General features: G+C 53.0%; 18 protein-coding genes and 1 pseudogene. 5 read left to right on the forward strand and 14 right to left on the reverse strand.

What is annotated here, in order from left to right:
• Positions 1-2: 2 nt before the first annotated feature.
• Positions 3-497, reverse strand: coding sequence for a cation:proton antiporter regulatory subunit (locus tag AC58P5_RS24395; protein WP_497391248.1), 495 nt, complete (start codon positions 495-497; stop codon positions 3-5).
• A gap of 374 nt (positions 498-871) precedes the next feature.
• The gene (locus AC58P5_RS24400; protein WP_497391250.1) at positions 872-1231 is read right to left on the reverse strand and encodes a hypothetical protein; all 360 of its coding nucleotides are present in this window, start codon (positions 1229-1231) and stop codon (positions 872-874) included.
• A 226-nt stretch (positions 1232-1457) separates the two neighbouring features.
• On the opposite strand from AC58P5_RS24400, the gene AC58P5_RS24405 reads away from it, so the two are divergent.
• Positions 1458-2150 carry a M24 family metallopeptidase gene (locus tag AC58P5_RS24405; RefSeq protein ID WP_497391252.1) on the forward strand — a complete coding sequence of 231 codons (693 nt, stop codon included), beginning with the start codon at positions 1458-1460 and terminating at the stop codon, positions 2148-2150.
• A gap of 33 nt (positions 2151-2183) precedes the next feature.
• Here AC58P5_RS24405 and AC58P5_RS24410 read toward each other — a convergent pair whose 3' ends face one another.
• Both AC58P5_RS24410 and pdxR read right to left on the reverse strand, forming a co-directional pair.
• The gene (locus AC58P5_RS24410) at positions 2184-2945 is read right to left on the reverse strand and encodes an HAD-IIB family hydrolase (RefSeq protein ID WP_497391254.1); all 762 of its coding nucleotides are present in this window, start codon (positions 2943-2945) and stop codon (positions 2184-2186) included.
• 311 nt (positions 2946-3256) lie between these two features.
• Positions 3257-4636: a MocR-like pyridoxine biosynthesis transcription factor PdxR gene (gene pdxR / locus AC58P5_RS24415; protein WP_497391256.1), complete on the reverse strand. Its 1380-nt coding sequence runs from the start codon at positions 4634-4636 to the stop codon at positions 3257-3259.
• A 264-nt stretch (positions 4637-4900) separates the two neighbouring features.
• Here pdxR and AC58P5_RS24420 point away from each other — a divergent pair, with 264 nt between their 5' ends.
• Both AC58P5_RS24420 and AC58P5_RS24425 read left to right on the forward strand, forming a co-directional pair.
• Positions 4901-5542: an iron-containing redox enzyme family protein gene (locus AC58P5_RS24420; protein ID WP_497391258.1), complete on the forward strand. Its 642-nt coding sequence runs from the start codon at positions 4901-4903 to the stop codon at positions 5540-5542.
• A gap of 19 nt (positions 5543-5561) precedes the next feature.
• On the forward strand, positions 5562-6011 hold the full coding sequence (locus AC58P5_RS24425) for a hypothetical protein (RefSeq protein WP_497391260.1): 450 nt from the start codon (positions 5562-5564) through the stop codon (positions 6009-6011).
• 159 nt (positions 6012-6170) lie between these two features.
• On the opposite strand, the gene AC58P5_RS24430 is transcribed toward AC58P5_RS24425, so the two are convergent.
• From AC58P5_RS24430 to AC58P5_RS24445, 4 genes are all read right to left on the reverse strand, one after another.
• Entirely contained in the window at positions 6171-8225 is a 2055-nt protein-coding gene (locus AC58P5_RS24430; RefSeq protein WP_497391262.1) for a glycerophosphodiester phosphodiesterase family protein, read from the reverse strand.
• 231 nt (positions 8226-8456) lie between these two features.
• Complete coding sequence (locus AC58P5_RS24435; protein ID WP_497391264.1) at positions 8457-10214, reverse strand: fibronectin type III domain-containing protein; 1758 nt, start codon at positions 10212-10214, stop codon at positions 8457-8459.
• Between the two features lie 351 nt (positions 10215-10565).
• Positions 10566-10850 carry a GNAT family N-acetyltransferase gene (locus AC58P5_RS24440; protein WP_497391266.1) on the reverse strand — a complete coding sequence of 95 codons (285 nt, stop codon included), beginning with the start codon at positions 10848-10850 and terminating at the stop codon, positions 10566-10568.
• 213 nt (positions 10851-11063) lie between these two features.
• Positions 11064-12026, reverse strand: coding sequence for a DUF4097 family beta strand repeat-containing protein (locus AC58P5_RS24445; protein ID WP_497391268.1), 963 nt, complete (start codon positions 12024-12026; stop codon positions 11064-11066).
• Positions 12027-12235: 209 nt separating this feature from the next.
• Between AC58P5_RS24445 and AC58P5_RS24450 the strand changes: the two genes are divergently transcribed.
• Positions 12236-12646: a YuzC family spore coat inner layer protein gene (locus AC58P5_RS24450; protein WP_497391270.1), complete on the forward strand. Its 411-nt coding sequence runs from the start codon at positions 12236-12238 to the stop codon at positions 12644-12646.
• A 425-nt stretch (positions 12647-13071) separates the two neighbouring features.
• Here AC58P5_RS24450 and AC58P5_RS24455 read toward each other — a convergent pair whose 3' ends face one another.
• From AC58P5_RS24455 to AC58P5_RS24470, 4 genes and pseudogenes are all read right to left on the reverse strand, one after another.
• Positions 13072-13935: an NAD-dependent epimerase/dehydratase family protein gene (locus AC58P5_RS24455; RefSeq protein ID WP_497391272.1), complete on the reverse strand. Its 864-nt coding sequence runs from the start codon at positions 13933-13935 to the stop codon at positions 13072-13074.
• Between the two features lie 157 nt (positions 13936-14092).
• On the reverse strand, positions 14093-15712 hold the full coding sequence (locus AC58P5_RS24460; RefSeq protein WP_497391274.1) for a glycoside hydrolase family 13 protein: 1620 nt from the start codon (positions 15710-15712) through the stop codon (positions 14093-14095).
• A gap of 70 nt (positions 15713-15782) precedes the next feature.
• Positions 15783-16010 (reverse strand): annotated as a pseudogene (locus AC58P5_RS24465) (transposase); the annotation flags it as partial.
• A 343-nt stretch (positions 16011-16353) separates the two neighbouring features.
• Complete coding sequence (locus tag AC58P5_RS24470; protein WP_497391276.1) at positions 16354-17115, reverse strand: hypothetical protein; 762 nt, start codon at positions 17113-17115, stop codon at positions 16354-16356.
• An 892-nt stretch (positions 17116-18007) separates the two neighbouring features.
• On the opposite strand from AC58P5_RS24470, the gene AC58P5_RS24475 reads away from it, so the two are divergent.
• Positions 18008-19585, forward strand: a complete 1578-nt coding sequence (locus AC58P5_RS24475; protein ID WP_497391278.1) for a M4 family metallopeptidase — start codon at positions 18008-18010, stop codon at positions 19583-19585.
• A gap of 176 nt (positions 19586-19761) precedes the next feature.
• Here AC58P5_RS24475 and AC58P5_RS24480 read toward each other — a convergent pair whose 3' ends face one another.
• Both AC58P5_RS24480 and AC58P5_RS24485 read right to left on the reverse strand, forming a co-directional pair.
• Complete coding sequence (locus AC58P5_RS24480) at positions 19762-20136, reverse strand: hypothetical protein (protein ID WP_497391280.1); 375 nt, start codon at positions 20134-20136, stop codon at positions 19762-19764.
• A 42-nt stretch (positions 20137-20178) separates the two neighbouring features.
• The gene (locus AC58P5_RS24485; RefSeq protein ID WP_497391282.1) at positions 20179-20940 is read right to left on the reverse strand and encodes a stalk domain-containing protein; all 762 of its coding nucleotides are present in this window, start codon (positions 20938-20940) and stop codon (positions 20179-20181) included.
• Positions 20941-21185: the final 245 nt, after the last annotated feature.

Here is a 21185-nt window from a genome sequence, read left to right on the forward strand (position 1 = left end):
ATTTAACCACTTCCATTCTTTAAAATGTGCCGGAACAATTTTTGCTGCTGTCTTTCCCCGACCACGATCAGAGTCGAGCCGGCGGACAAGACATAATCCGGTCCCGGATTAATCTGTTTGCCTTGATTTTTTTCGACAACCGCGATGATGGTCGCTCCCGAATTTTGCCGGACGTCCAGCTCTCCGATCGACTTGCCGATGCAGGCATACTCCGGGTCCATCTTGTACCACTCGATGATCAAATCGTCCAGAGCCACTTCGATCGACTCCAGCGCCTTCGGTTTATACGTCAATCCGCCTACGATTGCGGCAAGCTGCCGGGCTTCATCGTCGTCAAGGGTAACCATGGACAAGCTCTCGTCGGGATCGTCGTAGTGAAAATGGTACATTTCACGTCTGCCGTCGTCATGAAGGACAACGACGATCTTATCTCCGCCGCGGGTATTCATCAGGAACTTCTTTCCTATCCCCGGCAAATCGGATTCTCTTACGTACATAGCGGAACAGCCTCCTATAATTGAGTGTAAGTTCGGACCGTCCGGTCCTATTTCAGTCTTTATTCGACCGGTGCATTTCACCGGTTCGAGTTCTTGGAACCGCCCGCGCCCTTCCCGCCGTAAGGAGTCCAGGAATTCGGACAGACGGGGGCCTTACCGCCAGGCTCATTTTTTCGCCGTGGCTCTCCATCGTTCTTTGCATCAATTCATGTTATTTTTTATACATCCTTATACAATATTTATGCATTTAAGCGACTGTCGGACAGACTCAAAGAAACCCTCTCTAAGCGGCCGAAAAAATTTTACAGCAGGTAACTTCGTTCAAAATTCGGAATGGACGGGACTATACGATTTGCCGGATAACGGCAGAGAAATTAAACCACGTAATTCGACGTGAACTTGATGGGAAGAAGGAGCTTTTTGCGCCTTAACAGGCAGACGAAGGGTTTGTACCGGTTCCCGGGAAGGGGGGCTTTAAAGAGGGTAAACAGGCACAGTACGAATAAAACCACGAGGGTGTTGGCCGCCTTCACCATTTTGGCAAAATGATGGGTAACGGCTTTGCGGATGACATACTTGGATTTGTGTTCGCTAAGCGGAGGGATAGACTCATACGTAGAGGATGACTGGCCGGCCGCGGCTTCCTGAGTGAGCGGCACGGGCGCGGAGAAGCCCAGCAGCAGCGAAAGAGCAAAAAATAGACACAAGCGAATGATCGCGTTCCGTTGCTTCATCGTCTACCCCCTTTGTTATCTGTTACAACTATGATAACACATTTCGTGCATTTTCGAAACAGTCCGGCACTTATTTTATGCATTTTTTTGTTTGATTATGCAAAATTTCCGGCACCCTGTCCTTATGTCCCTGCCGCGTCTGTAACTTCCCAACTCGTCCCTCAGCCCGTACTATAGAGAAGGGGATAATTGGATACCCCTTAGAGAGAGAGAGGAGCAGACCACAATGGCAGCAACAGAACATGAGCGTCGTACAAATTTACGCGAGGCGGAAAAGAAAGCACTTGCGCTTTTTGAAATGGCCGAAGCGAAAGGAATTCTGCGCAGCGGCGTTACGGAAAAAGAATTGAACCGTGAAATTTATCAGTTCGCCTTCGAGCTTTACGGGATCAAAAAGTACTGGCACAAGCGGATCGTGCGTGCGGGAAGCAATACGCTTCATCCGTACCGGGAAAATCCGCCGGACAGGCTGGTGGAGCCGGGAGACATTCTCTTTATCGACTTCGGCCCGATCTTCGAAGATTGGGAAGCCGATTTCGGACGCACGTACGTGTTTGGAGACGATCCTCTTAAAAATAAACTGCGGCGGGACGTCGAGCTCGCCTGGCATGACGGCAAAGCCTTCTTCGAATCTCGTCCGGACATAACGGGCAGCGAGCTTTACGATTTTATGACCGCATTGGCCCGCGATTACGGCTGGGAGTATGGCGGCCCTCACGCCGGTCATCTTATCGGGGAATTTCCTCACGAGATCGTACAGGGCGAAGAGGTCGAGAATTATATCCATCCCGACAATCACATCAAGATGCGGGATAACGATAAAAACGGCCTGCCCCGCGACTGGATCCTAGAGATCCATTTTGTGGACCGCGAGCGCGAGATCGGCGGATTTTTCGAGCAGCTGCTGACCGTGGACTAATCATCCCTTAACAAAAAGGAGCCTGCACGGCACTCAAACGAGTACCGTGCCGAGCTCCTTTAATTTTTGCAGGATGTTTTCCTCTGTCCGGTCGTCGACGGCGATTTTTTCTTTGGCCAGTTCAGCCAGCGCGTCATGGTCCCCGATCAACACCGAATGCTTCGCTTTCCGGAAAAGCGGCAGATCGTTATTGTCGTTGCCGAAACAAATGAACTCATCCAACCGGAGCCCGCAGCCGCTCAAGGCCGCCATCTTGTTGACGCCTTGGCGGGTTACATCCAGAATACCCTCCGAGGAGTGATGATGGATCGTAACGTCCAAGGCTCTCAGCTTCGCGGACAGCTCCTCAAACCGGCTGCAGGAGAGCACGACGATTTTGACAAACGATTGAATGTCGTCCGGCTCCACGCGTCTCGCCAGCCCATGGGGGTCCACATTAGCCAGGAATGGATGCTCCGGACTCAGACGGTAAGCATAGTTCCATGTATCGTCGATAAGATATTCGGCCTCATAATCATTCAGCAGGTTAACGATTTGCCCGGCTAACGGCCCGGGAATCGGCTGGTACGCCAGCGGCTGCTCGCGGTAAAACGTCATAGCGCCGTTGGCCCCGATCAGCAGATGTCCGCCGAATCTTTCGTCCAGGACGGGAAGCATATCCCGGCAGGGCCGCGCCGATGCGAAGCCCACAAAGTGCCCGCCATCCTCCAGCTCCAGCAAAACATCCAGAATGCGCTTCGAAATCGGCTGTCCTTTGAAGCAAATCGTTCCATCCAGATCGAAAATAAAGTTCATGTTCACGCCCACCTTACTCGGTTGATGTACCTAATCGTAACGGGTACGGTCCGGCCGTTAAAGGGACAGAACGCGCAAAGTGAGCAGGACACCCGGCAGGCGTGCGACAAACTTGCGGCAGGTTCCGCCTGCCATGTAATGACCGTTCAGGCCTGTGAGCCGTAAGGGGCGTTACTGGCTCGGGCGGTACGGCACAGCCGCACTTTCCGGCAATGCGGTGCGAGGCCGGGCGTACAGGGCACAGCCCCGCCTTCCCGCTCAGAGCCTGCGCAGCGGGAACAAGCGGCCCGCCTCCGCCACAATCCGGCGGCTCAGAACCACGCTGCCGCCAGCGCCTTCACGCCGGCGGCAATTTCCTCACGGCCCAGCGCCCCGTATCCGAGCAGCACTGTCGGATACTCGTCTCCGGGCCGCAGCCAGTACCGGGCGGTGCCGTACACCCGCACGCCCTTCTCCAGGGCCGCTTCAATCAGCTCGTCCTCCGAACGGTCCGTCCGTACGGTCAGGAAAGCGTGAAGCCCCGTGTCTTTTCCCTCGGCCCGCGCTTTTCCCGGCATATACCGTTCAAGGGCCTCCGAGAAATACCGCTGCTTCTCCTCGTAAAGCCGCCGCATCTGCTGCAGATGCTTGTACCAGTATCCGTCGGACAAGTACCGGGCGAAGGTGAGCTGGTCCAGTCTGGAAACCGGCTGGTCGTACTCCGGAACCTTCGAATGAAACTCGGAAAGAAGCCCGGAAGGCAGCACCATATAGCTGAGGTTGAACACCGGAAGCAGCGCTTTGGATATCCGGCCGATGTAAACCGATTTCTCCGGGACCATGCTCTGAATCGCCGGGAGAATCCCTTCCTCGTATTTGAACTCCCATTCGTAATCGTCCTCGATGAGATATTCGCGGGAGCGGGCCCAATCCGCCAGCTCCGCTCTTTTATCGGCAGGCATCGTGATTCGGTTCCTGAACTGCTGGGAGGGGCTTACGTACATCACGTTCGCGCCGCTCTCCGTCAGCTCACCGAGCGAGACGCCGCTGCCGGTCAACGAAATCGGGTGCACCCCAAACCCAAGATTCAGGAACGTATTCCGGGCTCCGTCGTACCCGGGATTTTCGACGCCGATCCTGTGCTTCCTCACGTCGAGAAGCTGGCTTAACAGCATCACGAGCTGCTGGGGGGCCGCCCCCACGATGATCTGGTCCGGGGTAGATATAACGCCTCTCGATTCATATAAGAGCCTGGAAAGCTCCTTGCGAAGCGGATATTCTCCCTGATTCGTTCCTTCGACGGCATAGCGGCTCTGATACTGCGCGATCATAAGGTTCCGTACTTTGTTCCAATGCCGGAAGGGAAACGTCCCGAGTTCAATATTGCCGTAGCGGAAATCCGCCGTAACCGGGAATCCAAGAGCACCCGCAGCCTCCGCTGCCGTATCCTCGCGTGCAAACGCCTCCGGCTCATACGTCACGCAAAAGCCTTTTTTGGCGATATTCCGGAGATACCCTTCCGAAACCAGAAGCTGATAGGCGCTTTCTACGGTATTTTTACTGATGCCGAAGGATTGGGCGCAGCTGCGGATGGAGGGAAGGTAATCTCCCTTCCGAAGCTTCCCTTCTCTAATCCCGTTTTTGAAATAGGTATACAGCTGATGAAAAATCGGCTTCCGGCTGGCCGAAAAATCAAGAGTAAATTCACGCATGACGCGGTTCACCTCCTAAGCTTGGATGCTTCCTCCGGCTTTACCGGAGAACGCTTTTGTACACGGCAGCCTTATCCACAATGAGTGCCGCACCTCCTAATTTATCGTGCATATCCTGTTTTTCCGGTCCACAATTTCAGTCATATCTTCCCAAACTTCATTTAAATTTTCAAGTGAACATATTTTAATAGAAATTTGTCGTTATTTGTCTTAAAAATTTACATTATTTTACCGATATACATGTAGAAAGGGGAGAATTCCTGAATGACAAACGTAACAACCACCAAAGAAGAAGTTGTCGAAAGAATCAGCGGGATCATTTCATCTGAGCTTGAGCGTGTTAAAACACAAAATCCGTTCTTTTTGAATTTCCCGGCGGAAAGAGATCCGCAATATTTTGTCTGGTGCAACAACCTCTACCATTTGTCCAAACATTTCGGCGAGCTGCTGAAGCTTAGATGGGAACGGTTCCCGGATGTGGACCACGATGTTTTCTCCACTCATTACGACGAAGAGAAAGATCATGCCGAAATGCTCCGCAAATGGATGATCGGCATCGGTTTGGACGATCCCGAAAATCATACGGCCAATTACGAGACGGAACACTTCATCTCTCTCCAATACCGCGCCGTTGCGGCCATGGATGAAAATATGTCGCTGCTGATCATCAACAGCACGAGCGAAGGCTTCGCTCACGCCGTCTACCTTCACGCCTACAAAATCTTGCAGGAAACCGGCTTCACGGATCTCGAATACTGGGCGATTCACTGCGAGGCGGACGAGGAACACAGCCAAGTGTATCATCTCATCCAGAATATGACCGAAAAACAGCTGCAGGAAGCCGAACACCTCGTGAAGTATACCTGCAACACTTTGGACGTCATGCTTGGTTCTTGGTTTAAATAATTCGCGAAGGGGTATGTAAATGAGCGTTCAACTGAAAGATAAATTCAGCTCCAGCATGGATAAGGCCAACCTTGTTTTCGCCTGGCAGGTTGTCGATAACCTGACGGTCGAGGAAGCCCGGGAAGCGGCTCGCATTATTACCGAAACTGTGGAAAACAGCGCCAAAGCAGGCAAAGTAAAGCTGCTCGTCGACAACCGTTTTATGGAGCGCGACGGACGTCCGATCGTGTTCACGCCGGAAGTCAACAGCATTTGGGAAGAAGCGCAAAGAACGGTATTCCCTCATGTTTCCCACATTGCCGTGCTTTGCAGCGGTTCGATCATGAAGATGCAGATGGACCGCATCTCCAGAAACTCCAACATTTCCGATATTCAAAAAAGCTTCTGGAATAAAGAAGATCAGGCTATGCTTAAAGAAGCTTTCGACTTTTTGGGCGTTAGCTCCAACGATCTCGTTAAAAACAAGTAAAAGCTAAACGACGCGAGCCCCGAGTTTCCTACGAGGAAACCGGGGCTTTTTTTGCGCATCCGCCTTTTGCCGTAAAAAAAAGCGCACAGATCCCGAAGGATCGTGCGCCTTTCCCCTAGCATAGGCTTCCAACGCGCGGTTCGAAAGAATAGGCTTCTGTCAGCTCCGGTCTTTAACTTCCCGAACTTCCAGCGTGATGGGCTGCGTATACAAGTCGTACTTGCTACCGCCGTCGATTACCGCCGTATATCTCAGCAGAGCGTGAGCTTTACCCGGTCTTTTCGCCGTGATCCGGCTTCCGTAAGCTTCCACGCTGCTTTCGCCGTCGAGCAGGATGACATCGGCCGCCTTCTCCAGCCGGTCGCCTTTGAACGTCTCCATCAGGACGGACAAGTCCTTGCTTTCGTAGTTGCCGACGACGATATGGTCCTGTACCGGTTTAACGGAGGCCGCCCAATCGGAAGCCCAGAACGCGTAGTCCGTCGTAATGCCGAACGCGCCGTAACAGAAAAATTTCGCAAAATTGCTTTTATCGTTAAACGTCCAAGGAGAGATCAGAACTCCCCGGTGCTTGGCGGCTTCCATAAAATTCGGACCCAGTCCTTTGTAAGTGGTGTTGAACGTAGTATTTCTCATCTGCATCAACCGCAGCGTATTGGTCAGAGACCCGTCGATATTCGCCTCGTTGGCGGTTTCTCCGGTGAGCAGCCCCATCGGCATTTCAGGCATCAGCTCGGAGAGGCGTTTCAACTGGTCCGGATTGAAAGACATCATGTTGATCAGATCTTCGGCGCCTTTATCTTTAACCACCTTAACAAAAACGTCCATCGCCGCCGGGTTCTTCGATTTCATCTCGGCCATAATCATCTTGCCCTGGCTCCGGGCGAGATCGATCTGTTCTTCGAGCGTCGGAATCTGGACGTACGGGAATCCGGCCGGATGCGGTTTGTTGGCGTTCAGCTTTTTCAGCTGGGCCAGCGTAAAGTCCTCGACCTTGCCTTTGCCGTTCGTCGTGCTTTCGAGCAAAGGGTCGTGAATGATCACGAGCCGGCCGTCTTTTGTAAGGTACATATCGTTCTCGATAAAATCCGCTCCCGCCTCAAGGCCGAGCCGGTTGGAGACGATCGTGTTCTCGGGAGCCTTCGACGGCATTCCCCGGTGTCCGATGATGTAGGGCTTGCGGATTAGCGTATTCCCGTGGGAATACACTTTCAGCGCTTTGTAGGCCGCCTTGGGCGAATCGGTCACAATCCCGTTGACCCCCGCCGTAATCAGCGTGTGCAGACCCAGATCCGGGCTGGCCTTCGTTCCCGCCTCCTTCGTCCAGACGACGATCAGCCTTTGCTGAAGGTACGCGACGGAGGAGCGAGAGGCCGAAGCCCCGGGCAGAATGGCGATCTTGGCCAGGCTGGCCGTCGTTTTGCGGCGGATATTCAGCAGATCGTCCGCCGACAAATTACCGGCCGAGCTGAAATCCACGATGCCGCGCACGGCCGGGTACAGCGTTCTCGCCCGCTTGACGAGCTCGCCTTGGTCGGACACGACGAAAGCGTCCTCGATGCCGCTCTTCTTAAGCAGGCCGGCGACGCTGTCGGCCGTCTCTTTGTCCCGGACGTAGAAAGCCGGGATCATCCGGCGGCCCAGCGCGTCCAGAACGGCACCCAGCGTACCGAGCTCCGTCTTGCCGGAAGGGTCCGTAACGCGAAGCCCGCTGTTCACATGGAGGATGACCGTGGCGGGCTTTGCCGGACCGGAGAGACCCTCCAGCTGCTCCTTGCTGCGCAGCTCCGTCACGATTGTCGGCGCGATGGCGATGCCCGTCTCCGGCTCCGTGACCTGCACGAGCTTCCCGCCGACCACCGGGGGCTGCTTCGCCGGCTGCGCAGCGGCTCCGGCGCCTGCCCCGACGGGTGGAGGCGTCCCGCCCCTTCCGGTGGAAGCTGCCGCTGTTGCAGCTCCGGTTTGTTTCGTTTTATCCAAAAGGATGTTCGGGTGATCCGGGGTTCCGCCTGCAATCGTCGTGCCGCTTCCAAGCGCCTGACTTCCTGCATCGGCCATATGAGCCTGCGGCATGCCCGCACGAAACGGAACCGCCATGCCCACCAGTGCCAACGTAACTCCCACATAGAAAATGTTCCAACGACGTGTCGACTGTTTGCGCTCTTTCCCTGTGGAAGGTTTCAGGTACTTGAAAAATCTTGCCGGTTGCTGCACGGCTCTCCCCCTTACATGTGGTGAAATGTCTCCCACTCCCGATAAATCCCTTGTGTGTTTGCAGTTTAGGGTGGATACACCCTCATTGTATCAAGTTCTCATTAGCAGGTAATCAATTCTTTATAAAGAATGTTTGAATTTTCCTTAAACTTTTCTTACAAAAATAAAGACTTCCCGACCATGGATCGTCGGGAAGTCTTTTGGTAAATCCGCGCTTACTTAAGGCGGAAATTAAGGCAGCTGGTTGAGGAAAGGCTTAACCGTTTTCGCGAAGTTGTAGCTGTTCATGCCGTCCCAGTTGATGGACCAGGTCATGGCACCGCGGATGTCCGGATATTTCGCTACCGGCTTGTAGCTTCCGCAGCTGTTGCCGGTTGCCAGGCAGTTCAGCGCGTTGTTCACGACCGATGCCGATACATAACCGCCGCCCGCAGCCGAAGAAGTTGCCGGAACGCCGATACCGAGCTGGCTAGGATGTACCCACTGGATAGCAAGGTCCGTAAGAGCCGTCAGGAAGTCGACGGTTCCCTGCGAGTAGCATTTGCCGTCACGGCCGAGCATACAGCCGGAATTGTAGTACTGGGTGTTGATGACTGTGGTAATGTCTTTCACATTGTTATAGAACTGGATGTAGCTTGTTTGATTGTTCTGCATGTCGATCGTTTGCGGAGCCATGGTCAGGATGAAGCCGGAGCCGACTTTCGCCTGAATCTGGCGGACCGCCGTGGTCAGGTTCGGCACGTTGAAGCCGTGTTCCAAATCCACATCGAGGCCGTCAAATCCGTATTCCGTAATAAGGCCGGACATGGTGCTGACAAAGTTCGCCACGTTCGGCGAAGCGCTGCTGAGGTCGATGTTGCCTTTCTCGCCCCCGATGGACAGGATGACTTTCTTGCCCTGCGCCTTTTTCGCTTTGATATCGTTAATCAGATCCGCGTTGCTATAACCGCCGAGAGCTTTGGACAGATCGGGATCGATGCCGAAAGTGACGCCGCCCGGCTTGGTGCGGTCCATCTCCGCGAACGATACGGCAATGATGTCGTACTCGGCCGGCACTTCGCTCAGCTTGAGGTTCTTCGCTCCGTTAACGAAGTTCTGCCAGTAGCCGGTCACGATATGCTTCGGCAGCTGACCGCCCCCGCCTCCGGTCGGCTGGGTTTTGGCCGTAACTGCCGCACTGGCCGGAGACACGTTGCCTGCCGCGTCTTTCGCCTTCACCGTGAAGGTGTAGGAGGTGTCGGCCGCCAGGCCCGTTACTGTTGCGGACAAGCCCGTTACCGTCTGCGCCAGGGAGCCGCTGTTGTAGACTTCGTATTGGGTTACGCCGACGTTATCCGTCGCCGCGCTCCAGGACAGGGAGACGCTCGACGTGGTCGAGCCGGTCGCAGCCAGGTTGCCCGGTGCCGTCGGCGCCTGCGTATCGGAGCCTCCGCTTGTAGGCAGTGTAGTCACGCTGAGCGCGCTGCTTGCCGCCGACACGTTGCCTGCCGCGTCTTTCGCTTTCACTGTGTACGAGTAAGCCGTATTCGGCGTCAATCCCGTGTTCGTATAAGTCAGCGTGCTGCCGGAAACGCTTCCAACAAGTGTAGCGCCTCTGTATACATCGTAGCCCGCCACACCGACATTATCGGTGGACGGATTCCAGGCCAGCGTGATGCTGGTGGAAGTCGTCGTTCCGGAAACCTTCAGGCCTGTCGGCGCTGTAGGAGCCTGGGTGTCGACTGTCCCTCCGCCTTGAACTTCTTTCCACAGGGCGGGAACGTTAGGCGGCTCCCAGCCGTTTAATGACGTATGCGGTTGTACGACCTGATAAGTTTTGCCGCTGTATGATACCGTATCGCCAACCGCGTAAGAAACCGATGACGCCCAAGCTCCGCGATCGGCCGCCGAAGCCATCGCGGGAATTAAAGAGGCGAACAAAGTCGCGGTCAGCAGAAAACCGGCGGTTTTCTTCACAACTGATTTTGAACCGGTTAAAATCTTTTTCATAAATGAGATCCCTCCTGAATTGGTTGATCTGCGTTCCGGGGAACGCGGAATGGAATGCATGCTGCATCCGAAGTGCGGAGCGTCGTCTTCCCACCTCCTCGTGGATATAAAAAACGGTTGGCGAAAGGAATGTAAGCCCTTTCCTTACTTCCATTTAAACACGGGCAGATAACCAAAAGTAGGGATAAATCTATTGAATATAGGGAGAAGATTACAGAATAGGACACATAAAAAAAAGCGCCATTCCGTCTGGAATGAACGCTTTCCCAATTTGCGCCGGTCCATGCCGGCAATCTTGGTTCCTTATACCGGGTCCGCTACTCCGCAGAAAATCCCGTCCCATTGGAAGGTCTATTCTTCTTCACGCCGCCAAATATCGTGATATTCCTTGTGCCGCTTGAAAAGGGCATGCGCGTAAGAACAGGCCGGAACGACTGTCTTGTTCTCTTCCCTCGCCTGATCGACGACAGCCCGAACCAGCTCTTCGCCCACTTTCTGGCCCCGCAAAGCTTCGGACACGAAAGTATGATCGATCACCAGCGACTCGCTGCCCAAGGGCTGATACGTAATTTCTGCGACCGCTTCCCCGTTTTCCATCACCGCGTAGCCGTTTCCTTGTTTGACGGTTTCTCTCATGGTTTTGGCCTCCTCCTGATCTGGTCTTTTTATTATTAACCATTTTTTAGCCTTTCTATTTTCTAGACATCTTGGCAAACCCAATGGAGAACTAGAGGCCCGAGCCCCTATAAATTGCTTTTTTCCGATTCATTAGTCGATATTCTATAAAAAAGCCTTAACCCCTATTTGCGGGTCAAGGCTTTCCTTCCGTGAACGATTTAATGCCATTGATTATTTCGCCAGCTGAAAATCGCCGGAACCGGTTCTTACTTTGAGCTGCACTTCACCGCTGCCGAATTTGCCTTTCAGCCGGTCTTTCTTATCGTTCTTCTCTTCATAGGAGAAGGTTTCCCAGTCGACGCTTCCGTTGCCGCTGCCGCCCTCGAAGTCGACGGCCAGCGATTTGGGCTCCTCGGTCAATTCTACCTTCACGTTGCCGCTGCCGGATTTCAGGTCCGCATCCCGCAGAATTTCGCCCGCTTCTATGCGGATGTCACCGGAATGCGTCTCTCCTTGCAGGGAAGCTTTGCCCTGCCTTAATTCGACATTCCCGCTGTGCCCTTCGAATTTCAGGGAGTTCGCCGCATACTGCTCGGCTCTGATATCGCCGGAATCCGCTTTAAGCGTAATCGCGTCTCCTTGAATATCAGCCAAGGAAATAGTGCCGCTTCCGGCATTCGCAACCAGCTTGTCGAATTTAATCTCACGGAGTGAGGTATCGCCGCTTCCCGCTTTGGTCTCGACGGCATTTCCTTTCAGAGATTCCAGATCGATATTACCGCTGCCGGATTGTACACGCACGGAATTCCAGTTTCTCTCGGGCAGCTCGACAGTCAGCTCCACGTTGACAATCGTTACGCCCACCCCGATTTCGCTTGGTTCTTCGATTCCGATCGATAGCGTATCGCCTTTGGAATCGACCTTGAGCTGAAATTTCTCGGCCTGCTTTTTGCTGACGCTTCCGTCCAGGCGCACGTTCACTTGATCGCCCTCGCCTTTGACGATTCGGGCGTCGGCGCTCCCTGTCTCTACGGTAATATTTTGTAAGGAAGCTCCTTCCGCCGTTTTCTCCAGATGAATGTCCTGCGTTTTGAAAGAAAGTCCGTTCCAGGAGAACACACCTACCGGATTAAAGTAATACAACAGCGCCAGCACCCCCGCGCCAATCAACAGAAAACCCATATTTCTTCTCATGTAATCCTTCCACTCCAATCAACCGACATTGTTCTTGAATTCAGCCGAGCCTTACCTCGCTTTCAAAGTATATCACCAGATATTGACTGCCTGCATTGGACCTGCGAAGGTAATTCTTCCCCGTCTGAGGTCCAGGGGGACGGCCGGGCACCAACCTACCGCTTTTTCATAAACTGAACAAAAGAACGTTCGGAAAGGAGCCTGTAAGCATGTACGGTCCCCCTTATCCCCTCCCGTATTCGTTCCGTCCCCCCGCCTTCGCGCCTCCCGTTCATGGTTGGCCGGCAGGACCTCGGACGTTTCCCCGGCTCCCGGAAAATGCCGGATACCCGTCCGTCGATCCGAAGCAGCTGATCTCGTCGGCCGCTTCTTCCCGCAAGCTCCTCGCCGACGGCAATGTTGTGCTCGCCCGGCTGTCCGACGAGCCCTTCGCCCTCCGGCTGATGACGGCGGCGCAGGCCGGCCGCAAGCAGGAGGTCGACCGGCTCATGAAGGGTATCGCCGTTTCATCGGTCCTGGCCGCCCGCTACACTCCGAGCGGACTTGTCGTGACCGTGACTCCCGGCGCCCAGGAACTCGCATGCTGCGTCCTTACGATGTCCCTGAAGTGGGGACAGTAAGGACCTCAGCGGCGGGTGTGATCGGGCACCATGCGGGCTGCCAGCTCCCGGGCCGGGCGGCCGCGGACCGGACTCTCCCGGAACTGCCACGGAGCGCCGCAAGCTTGCGGTCTTGGAGGCCCCAGCTCATGGGCCACGGGCGGCCGCGCCTGCGGCTCTGACAAGGCACCTTACAGTCCCAGGCAGCTTTCAGACCGGGCAAGCCGGGCCTGGCGGCTTTCGGGCGGAGCAACGCCGGGCCTGGCGGCTTACGGACCAGACCGATGCCGGGCCTGGCGGTCTCCGGCCTGCGCCCGGGACCGCCGAACGCGGCGCCACACACTGCGCGCCCCGGGCTGAGTGCGCTGCGAAATCGGTCCGCACCGCCGCGCAAACCAAAAGACCGGAGGAATAATCTCCTCCGGTCCTTTCATCGGCTGGCGCGCTTATTTCTCTTGCGCCAGACTGGTTTTAAACCCTTCGCGCCAGCTCGGGTACACGGGCTCCCAGCCGTAATCGCGCCGGGCCTTGGCGTTGGACGCTCCGCGTTCGCCCCGGCCTTGGCCCGGCTGGAACACCGGCTCCGGGGCTCCGAGCGCCGAAGCGTAAGCGGGCAGCCAGAGCGTCCCCGGGGCCGGCTCGTTGTCCACGATGTTGACCGCCCCCGAAGGCCACTCTAGCGCTGCCAGCGCGGCTCTGGCGGCATCTTCCACGTGGAGGAAGGAGCTGACGCCTTCGATCGCCCTCACTTCGCAGCCGCGGACCTTATCCGCGACAGCCCCGTCCCGGGCATACCAGGTTCCGGGGCCGTACAACAGCCCGTAACGCAGAATGACGGACTCCGGCATCTCCGCCGCTGTACGCTCCAGTGCGGCTACTCCGTCCACCGTCGTTTTTCTCGGCTCCGGGGCTTCCAGATCAAGAGGCACGTCTTCACCGGCAGGCCCTTCACCGGGCTCATACATCCACGAAATGCTCTGGGCAATCATTTTCCTGGCGCCCGCCTCCCGTGCGGCATCCACCAGATTACGGGTGCCCAACTTCCTGATCCGGGCGTTCTCTTCCAGATTATAGCCGCTAAGCGCCGTAAGCTGATGAATCACGACCTCGGGCTCTGCCCTTCGGAGCTGTGCAATCAGTCCTTCCCGGTCGAAGGCATCCGCCTCCACCGGTACGGCCCCTTGTGCAAGTACCGCTTCCTTCCCCGCCCCGCTGCGCACCATGGCATATACGGTATGCCCTTCCTTTACCAACAGCGGAAGCAAGGATCGTCCGATCACTCCCGTAGCGCCTGCCACAAAAATTTTCATCTCCAGCCCTCCTGTACGAGTTCCCTAAGCGGAATTCTTTTCCCCTGTTAGACAAAGGAAGGCGCGTTTTCGTGACAGGCCGAACCCCTTTAAGATAATCAATCATTAAGGGAGCGAACGATCAGCGGAAGAACCGACTCCGTCATTTCAACCCCCGTTAACTCTTCACCCGGTAAACCCGGGCCTCGTACGGCTTCATTTCGCAAGAAGAGCCGTCCGGACCGTTCACCTCGTAATTCGCAAGAATCAGCTCTTTTTCCGCTGAAGCTATGGATCCCGGCAGCATGCAAACCGTACTCTGATCCGAAATATTCAGCAGGATCAGCCATTTCTCGCCGTCCAACACGCGCAGGAACGCATAAATCCGGTCATCCTCTTCGAGAAAAGGCTCGTAAGTCCCATAGATCATGACCGGGTTTTCCTTGCGGAGTCGGATCAGCTTCTGATACGTGTAAAAAACGGAATCCGGATCGGCGAGCGCCTGCTCCACATTGATCTCCCGGAAATTCGGGTTCACCTTAATCCAAGGGGTGCCGTCCGTAAACCCGCCGTTGGCCGAGCCGTCCCACTGTACGGGTGTTCTTGAATTGTCTCTCGCCAGGTGAAGCAGGCTGCGGAAAACTTCCTGCGGATCGCGGCCTTTTTCCACTTCTTCCTTGTACTTGTTCTTTAGAGCGATATCGTTGTAATCCTCGATCGAATCGAACCGCACTCCGGTCATGCCGATTTCTTCCCCTTGGTAGACGTAAGGCATTCCGGGAAGGGTGTGAAGCAGCACGGCAAAGCATTTGGCCGATTGCACGCGGTACTCCTTGTCGTTGCCGAACCGGGTTACGAGCCTGGTGTGGTCATGATTGTTCAGGAACTGGGAGTTCCAGCCCCGGCCCCACATGCCGTCGTACCACCTTTTCTGAATCGCCTTGAACTTGTCCATCTTCCAGTGAGCCATATAATCGCAAACCTCGAAATGGAACAAAGTGTTGAGCTCGCCGCGGTCTTCGCCTACATATAGCAGGCCGTCCTCCGGCGTGACGAACGGGATTTCTCCCACTGTAAAAACGTCGTAATGCTTCAGGACCCGCTCGTGCATTTCCTGCAAATATTCGTGTATTCCCGGATTATTTCCCAGATAGGAGATATTCTCCGGTTGCTCCGCATCGGGAAAACCGGCCTGCTTCGCGAGCAGATTAATGACATCCATCCGGAAGCCGTCGATGCCTTTGTCGAGCCAGAATCGCATCATATCGTAAATTTCCCCGCGCACCTGAGGATTTTCCCAGTTTAAGTCCGGCTGTTCCGTTGCGAAGGAGTGAAAATAATACTCCTCCGTCCGTTCGTCGTATTCCCAGGCGGATGGCGTAAAATAGGATCTCCAGTTGTTCGCTTCCCGGCGCCAGATGTAATAATCCCTTTTGGGATTATCTTTGGACGAACGGGATTCCGTGAACCAGGGGTGCCGATCGGACGTGTGGTTGACCACCAGATCCATAATCAGTTTCATACCGCGGGCATGAACTTCCCGGAGCAGCTTCTCGAACGTCTCCATGGTTCCGGCCTTGGCCATCACGGTCCGGTAATCCGATATATCGTACCCGTTATCGACATCCGGCGATCCGTAGATGGGATTGAGCCAAATCACATCCGCGCCGAGCTCTTTTATATAATCCAGTTTGCGGATAACACCTTCCAAATCCCCGTACCCGTCTCCGTCCGTATCGTAAAAACTTCTCCAGTACACCTGATAGACAACCGCTTCTTTCCACCACGTTTTTTGCATGCGCTTACACTCCTCGCTGTTAAGGTCGGCATCCAGTTCTACTAATTCGGGCTTGCTGAACAAATGTCGACTACGCCAATCGTGGGGCAAGAAACCTAAAGAGCAAGCATCGAAAAATTGGTAAATAGAGAAGACGTAGTTTCCTCTCCAGATTCATGATGAGCAACTGAATAGCGATGATGGTTTCGCTGGTTTCACGAAGGTGTGCTCGAATACGCCCCAAGCAACCGTAGGAGCGTTTGCCTTCGCCAAACTTTCCTTCAATCGCGTTTCGTACGGCAGCGTCTTGTCTGGTCATGAGTTCTGCCTTGTTTTTTTCGCAGCCATGCCTTGCATAGTACGCTTCTACCGCGGTTTGCAGGGTGTGCACTCATACACCAAACCCTTGCTTCTACTGGATTTTTATCGTTCAGCAAGCCCCAATTAAGTCTATTGACTACCGTCTCCGAAGTTAAAAGTCGCCGGTTTCTTCCTCCAATGGAAGTGAACGGCGACTTCATATTTTCAATTCATATTTATATATAATTACATTTTATTGCTTATTGGAGTAGAAGTTAAATATCCCTATTAAGGCGAGTAGTACTGCTATTCCAAGTATGGATATCACAATCCATAAGATCTTTTTCATTTGCAAAGTCCTTTCATTTGCTTTTGGTATAACCCCATCCTTCAATCTTTCCATTCTGATCACCTTTAACACCTAGATAAACATTTCCAAGTTGTACAATACCCAACTCTAGTATACCAATTTTATAAGTAAAAGTAACTTCCGCATAATATATTCCGCTTGTAACATAGTCATTATAATTTCCTAATTCCGTTACAACAGTTGGATTATAGTTTTGAACTATAACTCCTTCTACAGACAGGTCAGTAGTTGCGCCATTAGAATTATATTCGTATTTACCTGTAACTCTATACTTTGTCCAGTCAATTCCGAAACTTCTGAATACTAACTCATGATCTATAGTGCGAACTGGAGTTGAGGCAGCTATACGATTACCAGACAGAGAACTAGTGTCTGACACTTGTTCTAATTCAACCGTAACGTAGTTTTTATAAACTCCCAAATCATTTAGATTTCCGCTATAAATAGCTCCCAACAATTTGGGAGAGTTAATGATATTGATAAAAATTTGTTGTTCTTCCTTTTTCAAATTCTTGAATTGTTCTAAGACTGTTTTTGCATTTGTTTGAGCTTCTATTGCAAGTTGTGAATCGGTAATACCTGATGCATATGCATCGTGAGCTGAATAATTCTGCAAGTAATTGGTATAACTCTCAATTGTCAACTGATTAGAACCTTCATTCGCCAATGCAGATGAAGTTATTGAACAAACTACAAAAACGCAGGCTAGAAAAAAAACAATACTACTTCTTACTACTTTTTTTAATCCTGTCACACCAAATACCTCCATTATTTTATTTTCTTAAAACACCTCTGTAGTTTAACAAAATAGTTAATATTTGTCAATATTAACTATTTATTGTTTTTTTAGTGGATTATGATGTACATATGACGAATAAGGAAAGAGCTGTAATAGTACTTTTGAGCGGAAGGCAATTTATTTGATTAATAAATTCGGGCTTTGCTGAACAAATGTCGACTACGCCAATCGTGGGGCAAGAAATCTAAAAAGCAAGCATGGAAGAATTGGTAAATAGAGAAGACGTAGTATCCATAGATTTCCTTGCCCTTGAATTCGACATAAAACACACTAAACCCTTGCTGCTACTGGATTTTTTTATCGTTCAGCAAGCCCCAATTCGGCACCGGGGCACTCCACCCCTTCTAAAGCAACCAGCTCGCCGGCTGTCCTATTCAATAAGGCAGCGCCCGGCTCTCTCCGGATTCATCAAATCAAAATATATTTGTTCGGTAAAGCGTGACAACGGTGTGAACGGCACTGTCAATATTATACCCGTGGTCAATAACCTATGGTCAATTCCATTTGCCTTCTTTTCGTCCCCTCCCCTCTCACCGGGCTTTCCACCGTTAAAAATTGCTAATTTTAGTTAAATTTTATAAAAAATGTTTGACAGCCATGTGAACGCGTTCTATACTACAGATATTAAAACAACTTTTCCTACCTGAATACTTGTATATGTATTCTGTTGTTCTTTCCCAGTCCCGCCGTTTCCTTGACGGCAGCTTTTTTCGACCCACTTGGAAAGGGGTGATGCCACTCGGTTTGTAATGCTGTTTGCCAACCGCAGCTTAGATCAACCGGCTAACGCGTTTTGCCCAGGCGCCGCACGGCGGCCATCAACCATTTCCTAGGAGGGATTATATTCATGAAAAAGAAGCTGACTTCGCTCGTACTCGGAGGAACACTCCTGATCGCATCCGTTCTACCTGCAAGTGCAGCAACCACCGAGGTTGCAACGCCGAAATCCGTAACCCCTAAGTTTATCGGGGAAACGTGGAAAGCGCCGGCAGGACTTTCAAACGAAGAGAAAGTGTGGGGCTTCCTCGATCATAAGAAAGAAGCGCTAAGCCTTAGCGGCAGCTTGAAAGACAATCTGAAAATTGTCAAAAAGCAGACCGACGCTGCAAGCGGAACGGATCACTATCGCCTGAAGCAGTACATCAAAGGAATTCCGGTTTACGGAGCGGAGCAAACGGTGCATCTGGATAAGAGCGGAAACGTGACTTCTTATCTCGGAAGCCTGCTTGCGGACTCGGAGCAGGAAGTGGCTAACGGAGTTAAAGCCCAAATCAGCGCTTCCGATGCGATCAAAACCGCTATTGCGGACACCGAGAAAGCCGTCGGCAAACTCGGCCAGCAGCAAAAGCCCGCACAGGCGGAGCTGACGATCTATCCGCTGGAAGGCAAAAATGTGCTCACCTATGCGACAGAGGTGAACGTATTGGAGCCATCTCCGATCCGTACCCGTTACTTTATCGATGCGGTTGACGGCTCTATCGTGAAGAAGTATGACCTCCTCGACCATGCGGTCGGTACGGGTACAGGCGTACTGGGTGATACGAAGCAGTTTATTACGACACAGAGTGGCACGACATTCCAGCTGAAGGACACCACGCGCGGCAACGGCATTGAAACCTATAGCGCCAACAACGGTTCCTCTCTGCCTGGCGTACTTAAAACAAACACCAACAATACCAACTGGACCGACCGGGCGGCCGTAGACGCTCACGCTTACGCGGAGAAAGTCTACGACTTCTACAAAACCAAGTTCGGACGCAACAGCCTGGACGGCAACGGAAAGCTGATCAAATCAACCGTTCACTACGGACAAAACTATAACAACGCCTTCTGGAACGGCGTACAGATCGTTTACGGAGACGGCGACGGGGTCAACTTCCTGCCCTTCTCCGGCGATCCGGATATCATCGGCCACGAGCTGACGCATGCCGTAACCGAATATACGGCCGGCCTGGAATATTACGGCGAGTCCGGCGCCCTGAACGAATCGATTTCCGACATTTTCGGAAATACGATCCAAGGGACCAACTGGCTGCTCGGAGACGATATTTACACGCCGGGCAAACCGGGCGACGCGATCCGCTCCCTGTCCAACCCGGAGCAGTTCAACCAGCCTAACCACTACAGCAAACGTTACACGGGCACTTCCGATAACGGAGGCGTTCACACGAACAGCGGCATCAACAACAAAGCGTTCTACCTGATCGCGCAAGGCGGCACTCATTATAATGTTTCCGTAACGGGCATCGGCCGTGACAAAGCCATCAAGATTTACTACCATGCCCTGACGTACTACCTGTCTCCTTATTCCAACTTCTCCAACATTCGTGCGGCCGCCGTGCAATCCGCGGTAGACCTGTACGGAGCCGGCTCCGCCGAAGCCGTATCCGTGGGCAAAGCCTACGACGCAGTCGGTGTGAATTAAGCGGGCGGCTTAGCCGTAAAGGCTAGTCTGGCGGCAGCGGCGAGTTTCCGCGAAATTTGCCGTTGCCTCACCGCCGGGTAATAAAAAAAACCGCAGTCCTCCTTTAGGAGACGACTGCGGTTTTTCACGTTAGCTGTACGCCGCTTTGGGACAAGAGTGCAGCGGATAGGTTCTTTTTACCGGAAATAAGTATGCTGGGTTTTCCACTGCTCCAGCTTGATGCCCGCCCAGAAGAAATAAATGCCGAACGTGACAAGGCCGAGCAGGAACCACTTGATCCAGGAACCGAAAAGTCCGACTGCCGTTCCTTCGAAACGAAGCCGGCGTCCTTCAATGACCGTATGCTCAATTTTCCAGCGGTAGATGATAACGAGACTCCACGGGTAACAAATCCCGGCCGTAATCCCCGTGATGATGGCCCCGAGCAGATACAGGCCTATCAGTTCCAGCAGGCCTCCGTCAAAATAAGATTCGCCGCCGCCCTGCGGCCTCCGGTTAGAGTCGAAATCGAAATCCTTCGGGAGCGTTACGTTGATCGTCGTATTGGCCATGTCTTTTGCGATCTTCCCTTCTTTATTCAGCTTAATGAGTTTTTATTTGCCCGACTTCCACTTATCCATCTCGGCCTTGGGTACTTCACCCGCAGGAACTTCTCCGATATAAGCGGTAGACGAAGGGCCGTAGTAGTTAACCGGCAGCTCCAGAATATCGCAGGCGGCTCTCATCGGAACGTATGTCGTTCCGTCATACAGAAACGTACTTGCGGCAATGCGTTCCCCGTGCACCTTCACCTGCACACGATCCAGATAAACGTCGATCGTTCCGCCGCCCGGCACCAGCGTTCCGGCTGCCGCATCCGCGCTCTCTTCCAGACTCTGCTTCTCCCACTCGTCGATAACCTCATCGGGCACTTCACCGGCGGGGAGCTGGCCGATATAGGCGGTTTGGGTCTCCCCGTAATAGTTCACGTCCAATTCGAGCAAATCAGCCAGATCCCTTATAGGCAGATAGGTAGTCCCCTCGTACAAAATATTGGGCGCCACGAAAGCTTGGCCGTTCACCTTGATGTTCATCCGGTTAAACTGGACATCCAGCCGGGCCTGCACGGCGTTCCCTCCCGATTCCTCCCCTCCGCTTTCTTCCGCAGAGCAAACGGGCGTATCCGGAAAATCTTCACAAAAATTTTGGCACAACTGGTCTGCGAAATCTTCTTCGCAAATTTCGATATAAGCGCTGTGAGGCAGAAGATAATCTCTTGCCATTGCCGCTCCCGAAAAGCTTGCCACGGCCATCATTAATAGAAGCGCCGCCAGAAAAGACGTTTTTTTCAGCACGTTGTAATCCTCCTTCTCCATATTAGCAGCCTTCCTTGTAAAAAAGCTGCCTATCAATAATAGGCTTATCCTCCTATAATTATCGGTTTTTCCAGAGTTATTAGTGAGTCGTTCGGCCTAATTTATTCAAAATGTATTTATATTAAAAGCCAGGGGACAAAATTCAATACGCACTTCTCGTGCGGTAAGGCATGCCATGAATGAGGGGGCGTTCTCCCTGCAAAACTTTGTATAAAAAAAACCTGCGCAGAAGTTCTGCGCAGGTG

The sequence above is a fragment of the Paenibacillus sp. JT31N7 genome (assembly GCF_059692095.1).

Coding starts and splice junctions, on each gene's coding strand:
- AC58P5_RS24395 (WP_497391248.1), bottom strand. CDS start 497: ATGTACGTAAGAGAATCCGATTTGCCGGGGATAGGAAAGAAGTTCCTG.
- AC58P5_RS24400 (WP_497391250.1), bottom strand. CDS start 1,231: ATGAAGCAACGGAACGCGATCATTCGCTTGTGTCTATTTTTTGCTCTT.
- AC58P5_RS24405 (WP_497391252.1), top strand. CDS start 1,458: ATGGCAGCAACAGAACATGAGCGTCGTACAAATTTACGCGAGGCGGAA.
- AC58P5_RS24410 (WP_497391254.1), bottom strand. CDS start 2,945: ATGAACTTTATTTTCGATCTGGATGGAACGATTTGCTTCAAAGGACAG.
- pdxR (WP_497391256.1), bottom strand. CDS start 4,636: ATGCGTGAATTTACTCTTGATTTTTCGGCCAGCCGGAAGCCGATTTTT.
- AC58P5_RS24420 (WP_497391258.1), top strand. CDS start 4,901: ATGACAAACGTAACAACCACCAAAGAAGAAGTTGTCGAAAGAATCAGC.
- AC58P5_RS24425 (WP_497391260.1), top strand. CDS start 5,562: ATGAGCGTTCAACTGAAAGATAAATTCAGCTCCAGCATGGATAAGGCC.
- AC58P5_RS24435 (WP_497391264.1), bottom strand. CDS start 10,214: ATGAAAAAGATTTTAACCGGTTCAAAATCAGTTGTGAAGAAAACCGCC.
- AC58P5_RS24440 (WP_497391266.1), bottom strand. CDS start 10,850: ATGAGAGAAACCGTCAAACAAGGAAACGGCTACGCGGTGATGGAAAAC.
- AC58P5_RS24445 (WP_497391268.1), bottom strand. CDS start 12,026: ATGAGAAGAAATATGGGTTTTCTGTTGATTGGCGCGGGGGTGCTGGCG.
- AC58P5_RS24450 (WP_497391270.1), top strand. CDS start 12,236: ATGTACGGTCCCCCTTATCCCCTCCCGTATTCGTTCCGTCCCCCCGCC.
- AC58P5_RS24455 (WP_497391272.1), bottom strand. CDS start 13,935: ATGAAAATTTTTGTGGCAGGCGCTACGGGAGTGATCGGACGATCCTTG.
- AC58P5_RS24460 (WP_497391274.1), bottom strand. CDS start 15,712: ATGCAAAAAACGTGGTGGAAAGAAGCGGTTGTCTATCAGGTGTACTGG.
- AC58P5_RS24475 (WP_497391278.1), top strand. CDS start 18,008: ATGAAAAAGAAGCTGACTTCGCTCGTACTCGGAGGAACACTCCTGATC.
- AC58P5_RS24480 (WP_497391280.1), bottom strand. CDS start 20,136: ATGGCCAATACGACGATCAACGTAACGCTCCCGAAGGATTTCGATTTC.
- AC58P5_RS24485 (WP_497391282.1), bottom strand. CDS start 20,940: ATGGAGAAGGAGGATTACAACGTGCTGAAAAAAACGTCTTTTCTGGCG.